A 12,118-nucleotide genomic window follows, 5' to 3' on the forward strand; every position below is an offset into this window, starting at 1 on the left:
CGGGCCCCCCGCCCCCCCCCCCCCCCCCCCCCGCCCCGCCCCCCCCCCGCCCCCCCCCCCCGCCGCCCCCCCCCCCCCCCCCCCCCCCCCCCCCCCCCCCCCCCCCCCCCCCCCCCCCCGCTGCGACCGCCCGGGACGCGCGAGATCACGTGAACTCGGCGCGTCCCGGGCGGAGGGCGTCAGCCGGGCACGTAGTCGAACGTGTCCGGGTCCGGGCCGGTGCGCTCGCCGCGGTCGAGGCCGGTGATGGTGGCCATCTGGCCCTCGTCGAGCTCGAAGTCGAACAGCGCGAAGTTCTCCTCGACCCGCGCGCGGGTCACCGACTTCGGGAAGACGACGTCGCCGCGCTGCACGTGCCACCGGAGCACGACCTGGGCCGGCGTCCGGTCCAGCTTCTCCGCGATCGCGACGATCGCCGGGTCGTCGAGGACCTTGCCCTGCGCGATCGGCGACCAGGCCTCGGTGACGATCTCGTGCTCGGCGTCGAAGGCGCGCACCTCGTCGTTGGCGAGGTAGGGGTGCACCTCGATCTGGTTGACCGCCGGGCGCACCTCGGTCTCGCCGAACAGCCGGCGCAGGTGGTGCGGGCTGAAGTTGGAGACGCCGATCGCGCGGCACCGGCCGCCGGCGTAGATCTCCTCCATCGCCTTCCACGTCTCGACGTAGTCGACGTCGATCGTCGGCAGCGGCCAGTGGATCAGGAACAGGTCGAGCTGCTCCAGGCCCAGGTCGGCCATCGTCTGGTCGAAGGCCCTCAGCGCGTCGTCGCGGCGGTGGTAGCCGTTGTTGAGCTTGCTGGTGACGAAGACCTCGGACGGGTCGATCCCCGACTCCCGGATCGCCTGACCGACCTCCTTCTCGTTGCCGTACATCTCGGCGGTGTCGATGTGCCGGTAGCCGACCTCGAGCGCGGTGCGGGTCGCCTCGACGGTCTGGTCCGGCGGGATCTGGAACACGCCGAAGCCCAGCTGCGGGATCTCGACGCCGTTGTTCAGGCGGATGGTGGGCACGGTGGCCACGGGCTCTCCCTCTCGGTCGCGGACGGTGGGCGGCGCGCCACTCCACGGCGCACCCGGCCCCCGTGGAGCGCGCCTACCCGCCGACCGCGTCCCCAACCCGTGACGCCCGCCCCTCCGTCGCGTCCGCCACGACCGCCGGGCGGCGCAGCAGCGGCGCGCCGAGCAGCGCGAGCCCGGCCGCGCCGGCCGCGGCCAGCGCGGGGACGGCGAACGCCGCCCGGGCGCCCCACGCGTCCACCGCCGCGCCCGCCAGCGCCGACCCGGCGGTGACGCCCAGCGTCAGCCCGGTGTTGGTCCAGGCCAGCGCCTCGGTGAGCGCCGACCGCGGCACCCGCGACTCGGCCAGCGACGTCCCGGACACCAGCACCGGCGCGACGGCGAGCCCGGCGAGGAACCCGGCGCCGACGAGCAGCGGCAGCGAGGTCACCGCCCACAGCCCCTGCGCGGCCAGCCCGAAGAAGACCGCCGTCGCGAGGAACCGGGTGGCCAGCGTGCCGCGCAGCCGCGCCACCCCGTAGGCGAGCCCGGCGACCAGGCTGCCGCCTGCGTAGAGCGCGAGCGCGAGCCCCGCCAGCGCGGGCGCGCCCTGCTCCTCGGCGAAGCCCACGACGACGACGTCCATCGCGCCGAACACGGTGCCCACGCCCAGGTAGGTCGCGCAGACCAGCAGCACCGCCGCGTTGAGTGCGGCCGGCCGGCGGTGCCCGCCGCCGGCGGAGGTGGGCACCGCGACGGGCTCGGTGGCCCGCTGCCGGGCCAGCCACAGCCCGCCGACGGTGCCGAGCACGATGCCGGTGGTGAAGCCGGCGGCGGGGGCCACCATCGTGCCGAGCACGGTCACCAGCGGCGGGCCGACGACGAAGACGACCTCGTCGACGACGGACTCGAAGGCGAACGCGGTCTGCCGCCGCTCGGCGTCCTCCAGCGCGGCCGCCCACCGGGCGCGGACCAGCGCGCCGATGTTGGGCAGGCTCGCCCCGGTCAGGCCGGCGAGGGCGAACCACGCCCAGCGCGGCCCGTCGGCGACGACGACGCCGACGAACGCGAGCCCGGTGACGAGGTAGGCGGCCATCGCCACCTGCAGGACCCGCCCCTGGCCGCGGCGGTCCATGGCGCGGGCCCACTGCGGCCCGCCGGCCGCGGCCGCGAGGGCGAGGGTGCCGGACACGGCGCCCGCCAGGCCGTAGCTGCCGGACTCGCCCTCGACCAGCAGCACCGCGCCGAGGCCGAGCATCGGCAGCGGGAGCCGGGCGACCCACCCGGCGAGGGAGAACCAGACGGCGCCGGGGACGGCGAACAGGCGGCCGTACGGACCGAACAGGGTGCGGGGTGACACGGGCTCTTCTCGCGCTTCCTGGCCACAGGCGAGTGCGGGACTGCCCGCCGGACTCTCGGGTGGCGTCGCGACGGTAACAACGGCCGCCGACGTCGTCGTCCCGTTTCGCCCGCGGTCCTGCGTGTCGCCGACGGGGGTACATGAACGTTCATGCACTCTGTGCGGCGCCTGTCACACCGACCAGAGGATCCCCGTGGCCACGACCCGACCGCTGCGTCTCCGCCTCCTGCTCGTCCCGTTCCTCGCGCTCGCCGCCCTGCTCGTGCCCGGCACCGCCGCGGCCTCCGGGGGCGACGACGGCGGCTCCGTCGAGGGGGCGGTCACCGGCGACTTCGCCGTCACCGTCAACGGCCGCACGTCGAACCCGGCGGCGGGCCGCGAGACCCGCCTGCGGGACGTGACCCCGACCGGCCCGGTCGCCGTCCGCGGCCGGCACGTCACCTTCACGATCGACCCCGCGACGCTCGGTGTGTACGACTACACGCTCACCGGCGCCCCCGACCCGCAGCGCATGGTCACCGCGCCGACCGTCGTCTTCGCCTCCAAGGTCCCGGTGCTCACCGCCGCCCAGCTGCGGGGCGTGCGGATCACGGAGCTGCGGCTGCGCGACGACGTCCTGGTCGCCGAGTTCGCCACCGCGGCCGGCAAGCTCAAGGTGCAGGCGAAGGACGCCCCGCAGGGCGGCATCTTCCAGATGGAGCAGGAGTTCGGCACCGCCGTCGAGTACGTGCACACCCTCGGCGCCGGCCTCTACTACTTCGTCAACGAGTACACGGGGAAGGTCAACTTCGGCGACGGCGTCGCCGGCGACGCGACCCACCAGATGCTGCTCGGCAAGGACAGCCCGCAGGTGGCCACGCGGCTGGAGCAGACCGCGACGACGTCGCGCTGGTCGGTCGCCTCGGGCGGCCGGATGGGAGGCGTGCTCGGTGAGGACGCGGTCGAGCTGTCGGCCGGCGCCACCAGCTGCACCTCCGACTGCCAGGCCCGCAACCGCATCCAGGGCTCGGTCCCCGTGCCGCCGGACCCGACCGACCCCACCCCGATCGGCTGACCGCCGTCGGCGTTGCAGCGCCGGCGCAACCCCCGCATCCGCGGGCGCGGCCCGTACCCCCGGGTCGCGTCCGCGGATGCGGCGCGATCCGGAAGCTCTCCCGCGGGACGGGGGACCTGGTCGGCGTTCCGCACTACATTCGCCAACGTGAGTGCGACCCCGCTCCCCGACCCCTGGACCCGTCCGGCCGACGGCGTCCCGGGCAGTGCCGTTGCGGGGAGTGGCGGGCTGGTCGACCGGCACGGCCGGGTCGCCACCGACCTGCGGGTCTCGCTCACCGACCGCTGCAACCTGCGCTGCTCCTACTGCATGCCGCCCGAGGGCCTGCAGTGGCTGCCCAAGGTCGAGCAGCTCACCGACGACGAGGTCGTCCGGCTGGTCCGCATCGGCGTCGAGCAGCTGGGCATCCGCGAGGTCCGCTTCACCGGCGGCGAGCCGCTGCTGCGTCCGGGCCTGCCCGGCATCGTCGAGGCGACGACGGCACTGCGCCCGCGCCCGGAGGTCAGCCTCACCACCAACGCCATCGGGCTGGCCCGCGTCGCCCCCGCGCTCGCCGCGGCCGGGCTGGACCGGATCAACGTCAGCCTCGACACCCTCGACCGCGAGCGGTTCAAGACCCTCACCCACCGCGACCGGCTCGACGACGTCCTGGCGGGTCTGCAGGCCGCGCAGGACGCCGGGCTCACCCCGGTCAAGGTCAACGCCGTCCTCCTGCGCGGCATCAACGAGGCCGACGCCGTCCCGCTGCTCGACTTCTGCCTCGAGCGCGGCTACCAGCTGCGGTTCATCGAGCAGATGCCGCTCGACGCGCACCACGCCTGGACCCGCGGCGAGATGGTCACCGCGGAGGACATCCTGGAGCGGCTCTCCGCCGCGCACGACCTCACGCCCGACACCGAGGAGCGCGGCTCGGCGCCCGCCGAGCGGTGGCTGGTCGACGGCGGCCCGGCCACCGTCGGCGTCATCGCCTCGGTCACCCGCTCGTTCTGCGGCACCTGCGACCGCACCCGGCTCACCGCCGACGGCCAGGTCCGCAACTGCCTGTTCGCCCGCGAGGAGTCCGACCTGCGGACGGCGATGCGCGAGGGCGCCACCGACGCCGAGCTCGCCGACCGCTGGCGGATCGCCACCCTGGCCAAGCTCCCCGGCCACGGCATCGACGACCCGAGCTTCCTGCAGCCGTCCCGGCCGATGTCGGCCATCGGCGGCTGAGCGCCGTGCCCGGGACCGTCACCGTCCGCTACTTCGCCGGCGCCCGCGCCGCCGCCGGCGTCGACACCGAGACCTGCCAGGCCGCCACGCTGCAGGAGCTGGTCGGCCGGATCGTGGAGACCCACGGCGAGCGCCTCGAGCGGGTGCTCACCGCCTGCTCGTTCCTCGTCGACGGAACGCAGACCCGCGACCGCGCGTTGGAGCTGTCGCCCGGGGCGGTCGTGGACGTGCTGCCCCCCTTCGCCGGAGGATGACCGCCCCCTCGTGAGCAAGCCTCACCATACGAGCCGTCCCCTGCCTCCTCCCGCCACCGAGGTCCTCCCGTGATCGAGTGGCTGCTGGTCCTCGTCGGCGTCCTGCTGGTCCTCGCCTGCGCCGCCTTCGTGGCCTTCGAGTTCGCGCTGGTGACCGTCGACCGGGCCACCGTCGAGCGGGAGACCGAGGCCGGCGTCCGCGGGTCGGCCGGCGTGCTCGCCGCGCTGCGGACGCTGTCGACCCAGCTGTCCGGCGCCCAGCTCGGCATCACCGTCACCAACCTGGCCATCGGCTTCGTCGCCGAGCCCTCGATCGCCACGCTGCTGCGGGGGCCGCTGGAGTCCGTCGGCCTGTCCGGTGCCGCGGCCCGGTCGGTGTCGATCACCCTCGCCCTGGTCCTGGCCACCGTGCTGACCATGGTGTTCGGCGAGCTGGTGCCCAAGAACGTGGCGATCAGCGAGCCGCTGCGCACCGCCCGCGCCGTCGCCGGCTTCCAGCGCGGCTTCACGAAGGCGACGTCGCTGGTCATCCGGTTCCTCAACGGCTGGGCCAACGCGATGCTGCGCCGGCTGTTCGGCGTGGAGCCGCAGGAGGAGCTGGCCTCGGCCCGCTCGCCGGAGGAGCTGACCTCGCTGGTCCGCCGCTCGGGCCGGCAGGGCACCCTGCCCGCCGAGACCGCGGTGATGCTCGAGCGCGGGCTGGCCTTCGGCGAGCTGCGCGCCAGCGACGCGGCCACCCCGCGCACCCGCATGACCACCGTCCCCGCCGACGCCCCCGTGGCCGAGGTGCTCACCACCGCCCGCGACTCGGGGCACTCCCGCTTCCCGGTGGTCGACGACGGCGGTGCCGACGACGTCGTCGGGATGGTCCACGTGAAACACGCGCTCGCCGTCGCCCGCGACCGGCGGGCCGACACCCCGGTCTCGGCGGTCATGCTGCCGCCGCTGTTCGTCCCCACCTCCCGGCGGCTGGACGACCTGCTCGGCGACCTGCGCCGCGGCGGGCTGCAGATGGCCGTCGTCGTCGACGAGTACGGCGGCACCGACGGCGTGGTGACCATCGAGGACCTCGTGGAGGAGATCGTCGGCGACCTCACCGACGAGTACGACGACGAGACCGGCGACGACGTCGTCGACCGCGGCGACGGCACCTGGTCGGTGTCCGGGCTGCTGCGGCCCGACGAGGTCGCCGCGGCCACCGGTCTGGCCGTGCCCTCCGACCGGCACTGGGAGACCCTCGGCGGCCTGGTGCTGCACGTGCTCGGCCGGATCCCCGAGGTGGGCGACCGGATCGAGGCGCGGCCCGCCCTGCCGCCGGAGCTGGCCGCCGAGGCCGAGGGGCTGCCGGCCGGCGTGTGGGTGCAGGTCGAGCGGGTCGACGGCACCCGCGTCGAGCGGGCCGTCGTCGGCGGCCTACCGGCCACGACCGGCGACGAGGAGGAGGACGACCGTGGGTGACTGGCTCGGCGTGCTGGTCGCCGTCGCGCTGCTGCTCGCCAACGCGTTCTTCGTGGGCGCGGAGTTCGCGCTGATCTCCGCGCGCCGCTCCTCGATCGAGCCGCTGGCCGAGGCGGGCTCCCGCCGCGCCCGGACCACGCTGGCCGCGATGGAGCGCGTGTCGCTGATGATGGCCGGCGCGCAGCTGGGCATCACCGTCTGCTCGCTCGGCCTGGGCGCCATCGGCGAGCCCGCGGTGGCGCACCTGCTCGAGCCGGTGTTCGCGGCGGTGTCGGTGCCCGAGGCGCTGGTGCACCCGATCTCGTTCGTCATCGCGCTGACCGTCGTCGTCGCGCTGCACGTGGTGATCGGCGAGATGGTGCCGAAGAACCTGGCGCTGGCCGGCCCGGACCGGGCCGCGCTGGTCCTCGCCCCGCTGCTGTCCGGTGTGGTCACGGTGCTCAAGCCGGTGATCGTCGGCCTCAACGCGCTGGCCAACGGGGTGCTGCGGCTGCTGCGCGTGCAGCCCCGGGACGAGGTGACCAGCGCGTTCACCCGCGACGAGGTGGCCGGCTTCATCGACGAGTCCCGCGCCGGCGGCCTGCTCGACGAGCGCGGCCACGAGCTGCTCACCGGCGCGCTGCAGCTGGAGGAGCGCGACACCCGCTCGGTGCTCATCCCGCGGGCCGCGCTCACCGTCGTCGCGCCGGACGACGACATCGCCGCCGTGGAGCGCGCCGCGGCCACCACCGGCTTCTCCCGCTTCCCGGTCGCCGACGGCGACCGGCTGCTCGGCTACGTGCACGTCAAGGACGTGCTGCGGGCCGACGGCGCCCCGGAGCCGCGGGTCCGGGACATCACCCGGCCGCTGCCCCGGGTGGCCGCCGAGGACGACCTGCGCCGCACGCTGGGCGTCATGCAGGCCGGCCGCGCCCAGTTCGCCGCGGTCACCGAGGGCGGCGGCGTCGTCGGCGTCGTGGCGCTCGAGGACATCCTGGAGGAACTGGTGGGCGAGATCCGGGATGCTGCACACCGGGACTCCGCACACCGGAACGCCGAGAGGACGGGAGCGCGATGAGCTTCATCGAGAAGGCGAAGGCGAAGGCCGAGGAGTTGCTCGGCCGGGCCGAGGAGGTCTACGGCGAGTCGCACGGCGACGCCGCCGCGCAGGCGGCCGGCGAGGCGCACCGGCTGGAGGGCGAGGCCGAGCTGGAGGAGGAGCGCGCCGAGGAGGCCGCGCACGGCCACGGGCACGCCCGCCCGACCGACGAGGACGGGCAGGCGCCGGTCCGCTAGCTCCCCAGCCGCAGGGCCACGAGGGCGACGTCGTCCTCGGGCCGGCCGTGCACGAGCCGCTCGATCACCTCGTCGCACAGCTCGTCGAGCGGGCGCCCGCCGAGCTCGGCGACGGCGTCGGCCAGCCCGGCCAGCCCGGCGTCGAGGTCGAGGCCGCGCCGCTCGACCAGCCCGTCGGTGAACAGCAGCACCGTGGAGCCGGGCTCGAGGACCACGGTGCTCTCGACGCGGACGCTGGCCGGGTCGACGCCGAGCAGCAGGTCGCCGGGGGGCGGGGGCAGCGCGACCGGCCGGCCCGACGGGTCGAGGACCAGCGGCGGCAGGTGGCCGGCGCTCGACCAGCACATCCGCGTCCGCCCCGCCGCGCCCTCCCCCGGCACGCGCTCGAAGCGGGCGACGGCGGCGGTGGCGTAGGTGTCCACGCCGAGGATCGCCATCGCCTCGTCCAGGCCGCGCAGCACCTCGGCCGGGCCGGCGTCGCTGTAGGCGGCGATGCCGCGCAGCAGCGAGCGCAGCTGGCCCATCGCCGCCGCGGCGGCGGTGTCGTGCCCGACGACGTCGCCGATGACCAGGGTCGTCGCCCCGCCGGGCTGGGGGAAGGCGTCGTACCAGTCGCCGCCGACCCGCGCCGCCTCCGCCGCCGGGGTGTACCGGACCTCGACCGCCCCGAGCCCGGAGCCGCGCGGGTCGGTGAGCAGGCTGCGCTGCAGCGCCTCGGCGAGCTGGTGCTGGCGGGCGAACAGGCGGACGTTGTCCAGCGCCAGGCCCACCCGGCCGGCGACCTCGCGGGCGGTGAGCGGGTCCACCCGGGCGGCGCTGCGGCTCTCGGCGGCGAGGAAGGTGAGCGCGCCGATCACCCGGTCCCGGCCGGGCAGCGGGACGGCGAGCACCGCGGGTGCGCCCAGCTCCCGGTAGAGGCCGGCGGCCTCCTCGTCCCCGATCGCGGCGAGCACCGCGGCGCCGTCGGCGGTCACCGTCTCCCCCGCCAGCGCGCGGACCACCGGCGCGGCGGCCGGCATCCCGGGCAGCCGGACGGCGGCGTAGCGGGCCAGCAGCTCGCGGCGACCGGGGTCGCCGTGCCAGGAGCCGAGGTCGCGGGGGCGGCCCTCGTCGTCCAGGACGGTGAGCAGGCAGGCCTCGCCCAGCTCGGGCACGACCAGCCGCGGGATGCGGCGGACCGCCTCGGCGAGCTCGAGCGTGCCGGTCAGCTCGGAGCCGACCCGGGCCAGCAGCGCGAGCCGGTCCTGCGCGGTCCGGCGGGCGGTGACCTCGGAGAAGTACAGGGCCAGGCCGGCCGGCAGCGGGACGGCACGCACCTCGAACCAGCAGTTGAGCGGCTCGGGGTGGTAGGCCTCGACGCTCTGCGGGGTGCCGGTGGCCATCACCTCGCGGTAGACCCGGCCGAACTCGTCGTCCCGGTTGGCGGGGAAGGACGCCCAGTAGCAGCTGCCGACGAGCTGCTCCCACGTGCGGCCGACGACGGCCTCGCCGGGCACGTTGACGTAGGTGACCCGCCAGTCGGCGTCGACGGCGATGTAGCCCAGGGGCATCGCCTCGAGGACGGGGTCGCGCTCCGGCGCGGGCACGGGAACCTCGCTGTCGTCCGGCCGCTGTGCGCGGGCACACCGGTGGGGGCACCACCCCACCCTTGGAGTCGTGCATCGTTGTGCCACGCGCGTCCGGGCCGGTCAAGGAGCCGGGCCGGTCCGGTACCGAGACGGGATCTGCCCTAGGGGCAGGCGACCCACTCCTCGTCGCCGTCGGTGAAGACCTGGCGCTTCCAGATGGGCAGCCGCTTCTTCACCTCGTCGACGAGCTCGGCGCAGGCGGTGAAGGCCTCCCCGCGGTGCGCCGAGCTGACCGCGCAGGCCAGCGCGACGTCGCCGATGCCCAGCAGGCCGACCCGGTGGGAGACGGCGACCGCGCGGATGCCCGGGCGGGCGGCGAACTCCTCGGCGAGCTCGGTGATCACCTGCTCGGCGGTGGGGTGGCCGACGTACTCCAGCTCGGTCACCGACCGGCCGCCGTCGGTGTCCCGGACGACGCCGGAGAAGGAGACGACGGCGCCGGCACCCGCGTCGGCCACGGCCTGCTCGTGCTGGGCGACCGACAGCGGCTCGTCGACGACCCTGGCGATCCGGTGCCTGGCGATCACGGCGCCGAAGCTACCCCGCCCGGCGGCACGTCGAGGTCGACCGGGTCGGCGAGACCCGTGCAGTCGACCTCGGTGACCGGGTGTGCGGCCAGGTAGCGGCGGGCGCCCTCGTCGCCCGTCGCCGTCGCGGCCACCCCGGCCCAGTGGTCGCGCCCGAGCAGCACCGGGTGCCCGCGGACGCCGTCGTAGGTGGCGACGGCCAGCGCGTCCGGGGCGGCGTGGGCGGCGACCTGCGCCAGCGCCTCCGGCGTCATCCCGGGCATGTCGACCAGCGTGACCAGCGCGGCGTCGACCCGTCCCGGCCAGCCGCGCAGCCCGTCCAGGCCGGTGCGCAGGCTCGAGGCCATGCCGGTCTCCCAGTCGCGGTTGGCCAGCACCGTCGCGCCGCTCAGGTCGGCGGTCCGCCACACGTCGACCGCGCGGGCGCCGAGGACGACGAGCACCGGGTCGCACACCGCGCGCGCCGTCCGCACCGCCCGCTCGACCAGGAGGCTGCCGCCGTACTCGACCAGCGCCTTGGGCATGCCGTAGCGCCGTCCCCCGCCCGCGGCGAGGACCAGGCCGGCGACCGTCGTCATGGCCCCAGCCTCCCCCGCGGGTGGCCGGTTCCGTCCCCGGGGCGTGGCATCGTCCCGCGGGTGAGGGGTCGCGGCGTCGCGGCCGGGTGGCGGGAGGAGCCGGGATGAGCGGGGACGACGGGGACGCGCAGGAGCTGCAGGGCTGGACGGCGCAGACCCACGACGGCCTGGCCGACCTGCTGGCCTCCGCCCCTCCCGGGACCTGGGACGCCCCGTCGCTGTGCGCGGGGTGGCGGGTCCGGCACGTGGTGGCGCACGTGACCATGCCGGCGCGGCTGTCGGCCGAGCGGTTCGGAGCCGAGATGGCGGCAGCGGGCGGTGACTTCGGCCGGCTCTCCGACACCGTGGCGGCCCGCGACGCCTCCCTCCCGGCCCCCGAGCTCCTGGACGCCCTGCGCTCGCCGGTGCTGCACCGGTGGCAGCCACCGGGCGGCGGCGCGGCCGGCGCGCTCAGCCACGCCGTCATCCACTCCCTGGACGTGACCGTCGCGCTCGACCGGCCGCCGGTCGCGCCGGCCGACGCCGTCGTCGCCGTCCTCGACTCCCTCACCGCGGCGGACGGCGCGACCTTCGGGATCGACCTCACCGGCGTCCGCCTCGAGACGACCGACGGCGCCTGGGGCCGGGGGGACGGCGCGGTCGTCCGCGCGGACACCGGCCCGCTGCTCGCGCTGCTGAGCGGCCGCAGGCTCCCCGACGGCCGCGCGCTGCGCCGCCGCTGACCCGGCGGCCGGGCTCGGCGGGTCCGGTCTCAGCGCGCGTAGACGGCGACCTCGGAGGCCTTGACCACCGCCCACACCGGCGACCCCGGCGCCAGGCCGAGCTCGGCGAAGGCGGTCGCGGTGACGTCGGCGACCAGCGGCACCTCGCCGTCGAGCTCGCAGCGCACCGTGGCGCCGTGCGGCGTCGCCCCGGCCACCCGCGCCGGCCAGACGTTGCGCGGGCTGCCCTCGGGCCGGGTGGGGTACAGCGCCACCGACTCCGGGCGGACGGCGACGAACACCGGCCCCGCGGTCTCCTCGGCCACCGCCACCACGCCCCCGCCGTCCAGGCGCACCGCCGTCCCCTCCCCCGTGCCCGGCAGCAGCGACAGCCCGACCAGCCGCGCGACGTAGTCGGTGCGGGGGTGCCGGCTGACGTCGGACGGCGTCCCGGCCTGCACCACCCGGCCGTCCTCGACCACCACGACCCGGTCGGCCAGCGCCATGGCGTCCACCGGGTCGTGGGTGACCAGCACGGTGCTGCCCCCGTAGTCGGCCAGGTGCCGGCGCAGCTCCGCGCGGACGGCGAGCCGGGTGCGGGCGTCCAGCGCCGACAGCGGCTCGTCGAGCAGCAGCAGCGCCGGGTCGCCGACCAGCGCGCGGGCCAGGGCCGCCCGCTGCGCCTGCCCGCCGGACAGCTGCGCGGGCCGCCGGTCGCCGAGGCCGCCCAGGCCCACGCGCTCGGTCCACGCGGCCGCGGCGCGGCGCGCGTCGGCCTTCGACGCCCCGCGGGTGCGCGGCCCGAAGGCCACGTTGTCCAGCACCGACAGGTGCGGGAAGAGCAGGTGGTCCTGGAAGACCATCCCGAGCGGGCGCCGGTGCGCGGGCAGCTGCACGCCGGCGTCGACGTCGTCCCACACGGTCCCGTCGACGGCGACCCGCCCGCCGTCGGGCGGCAGCAGGCCGGCCAGCACCCGCAGGAGCGTGGACTTGCCCGCGCCGTTGGGCCCGAGGACGGCGAGCACCTCGCCGTCGGGCACGTCGAGGGCGACGTCGACGGTCACCGGGCCGCGGCG

General features: G+C 76.5%; 13 protein-coding genes and 1 pseudogene. 7 read left to right on the top strand and 7 right to left on the bottom strand.

Going from position 1 to position 12,118, the window contains the following annotated elements:
• Window positions 1–179: 179 nt before the first annotated feature.
• Both ACI798_RS07410 and ACI798_RS07415 read right to left on the bottom strand, forming a co-directional pair.
• Window positions 180–1,019, bottom strand: coding sequence for an aldo/keto reductase (locus tag ACI798_RS07410; protein ID WP_457047592.1), 840 nt, complete (start codon window positions 1,017–1,019; stop codon window positions 180–182).
• Window positions 1,020–1,092: 73 nt separating this feature from the next.
• On the bottom strand, window positions 1,093–2,355 hold the full coding sequence (locus tag ACI798_RS07415; protein WP_456942077.1) for an MFS transporter: 1,263 nt from the start codon (window positions 2,353–2,355) through the stop codon (window positions 1,093–1,095).
• A gap of 193 nt (window positions 2,356–2,548) precedes the next feature.
• Between ACI798_RS07415 and ACI798_RS07420 the strand changes: the two genes are divergently transcribed.
• From ACI798_RS07420 to ACI798_RS07445, 6 genes are all read left to right on the top strand, one after another.
• Complete coding sequence (locus ACI798_RS07420) at window positions 2,549–3,409, top strand: hypothetical protein (protein ID WP_457047593.1); 861 nt, start codon at window positions 2,549–2,551, stop codon at window positions 3,407–3,409.
• Between the two features lie 147 nt (window positions 3,410–3,556).
• Window positions 3,557–4,621, top strand: coding sequence for a GTP 3',8-cyclase MoaA (moaA, locus tag ACI798_RS07425; RefSeq protein ID WP_456942074.1), 1,065 nt, complete (start codon window positions 3,557–3,559; stop codon window positions 4,619–4,621).
• Window positions 4,622–4,626: 5 nt separating this feature from the next.
• On the top strand, window positions 4,627–4,875 hold the full coding sequence (locus ACI798_RS07430) for a MoaD/ThiS family protein (protein ID WP_456942073.1): 249 nt from the start codon (window positions 4,627–4,629) through the stop codon (window positions 4,873–4,875).
• 69 nt (window positions 4,876–4,944) lie between these two features.
• Window positions 4,945–6,333, top strand: coding sequence for a hemolysin family protein (locus ACI798_RS07435; RefSeq protein ID WP_456942072.1), 1,389 nt, complete (start codon window positions 4,945–4,947; stop codon window positions 6,331–6,333).
• Entirely contained in the window at window positions 6,326–7,390 is a 1,065-nt protein-coding gene (locus tag ACI798_RS07440; RefSeq protein WP_457047594.1) for a hemolysin family protein, read from the top strand. The genes ACI798_RS07435 and ACI798_RS07440 overlap by 8 nt, the downstream gene beginning before the upstream one ends.
• A complete protein-coding gene (locus ACI798_RS07445) occupies window positions 7,387–7,608 on the top strand; it encodes a hypothetical protein (RefSeq protein WP_456942070.1) in 222 nt (73 codons plus the stop codon). Before ACI798_RS07440 ends, ACI798_RS07445 begins: the two co-directional genes overlap by 4 nt.
• Here the strand turns inward: ACI798_RS07445 and ACI798_RS07450 are convergent.
• The 3 genes from ACI798_RS07450 to ACI798_RS07460 form a co-directional block, all read right to left on the bottom strand.
• Window positions 7,605–9,194: a SpoIIE family protein phosphatase gene (locus tag ACI798_RS07450; RefSeq protein ID WP_457047595.1), complete on the bottom strand. Its 1,590-nt coding sequence runs from the start codon at window positions 9,192–9,194 to the stop codon at window positions 7,605–7,607. The genes ACI798_RS07445 and ACI798_RS07450 overlap by 4 nt on opposite strands.
• Window positions 9,195–9,337: 143 nt before the next feature.
• Entirely contained in the window at window positions 9,338–9,763 is a 426-nt protein-coding gene (locus ACI798_RS07455) for a molybdenum cofactor biosynthesis protein MoaE (protein ID WP_457047596.1), read from the bottom strand.
• Window positions 9,760–10,341: a nucleotidyltransferase family protein gene (locus tag ACI798_RS07460; RefSeq protein ID WP_457047597.1), complete on the bottom strand. Its 582-nt coding sequence runs from the start codon at window positions 10,339–10,341 to the stop codon at window positions 9,760–9,762. Before ACI798_RS07460 ends, ACI798_RS07455 begins: the two co-directional genes overlap by 4 nt.
• A 104-nt stretch (window positions 10,342–10,445) precedes the next feature.
• Between ACI798_RS07460 and ACI798_RS07465 the strand changes: the two genes are divergently transcribed.
• A complete protein-coding gene (locus ACI798_RS07465) occupies window positions 10,446–11,063 on the top strand; it encodes a maleylpyruvate isomerase family mycothiol-dependent enzyme (protein WP_457047598.1) in 618 nt (205 codons plus the stop codon).
• A gap of 29 nt (window positions 11,064–11,092) precedes the next feature.
• Here the strand turns inward: ACI798_RS07465 and ACI798_RS07470 are convergent, their stop codons facing one another.
• Both ACI798_RS07470 and ACI798_RS07475 read right to left on the bottom strand, forming a co-directional pair.
• Complete coding sequence (locus ACI798_RS07470) at window positions 11,093–11,548, bottom strand: TOBE domain-containing protein (RefSeq protein ID WP_456942079.1); 456 nt, start codon at window positions 11,546–11,548, stop codon at window positions 11,093–11,095.
• Window positions 11,549–11,668: 120 nt separating this feature from the next.
• Window positions 11,669–12,112 (bottom strand): annotated as a pseudogene (locus tag ACI798_RS07475) (ATP-binding cassette domain-containing protein); the annotation flags it as partial.
• Between the last annotated feature and the right edge of the window lie 6 nt (window positions 12,113–12,118).

This window comes from Geodermatophilus sp. SYSU D01045, from assembly GCF_054050295.1.

Bases quoted from the DNA above. Each gene is read 5' to 3' on its own strand.
- ACI798_RS07445 (WP_456942070.1), top strand. From the start codon at position 7,387: ATGAGCTTCATCGAGAAGGCGAAGGCGAAGGCCGAGGAGTTGCTCGGC.
- ACI798_RS07460 (WP_457047597.1), bottom strand. From the start codon at position 10,341: ATGACGACGGTCGCCGGCCTGGTCCTCGCCGCGGGCGGGGGACGGCGC.
- ACI798_RS07465 (WP_457047598.1), top strand. From the start codon at position 10,446: ATGAGCGGGGACGACGGGGACGCGCAGGAGCTGCAGGGCTGGACGGCG.
- ACI798_RS07470 (WP_456942079.1), bottom strand. From the start codon at position 11,548: ATGGCGCTGGCCGACCGGGTCGTGGTGGTCGAGGACGGCCGGGTGGTG.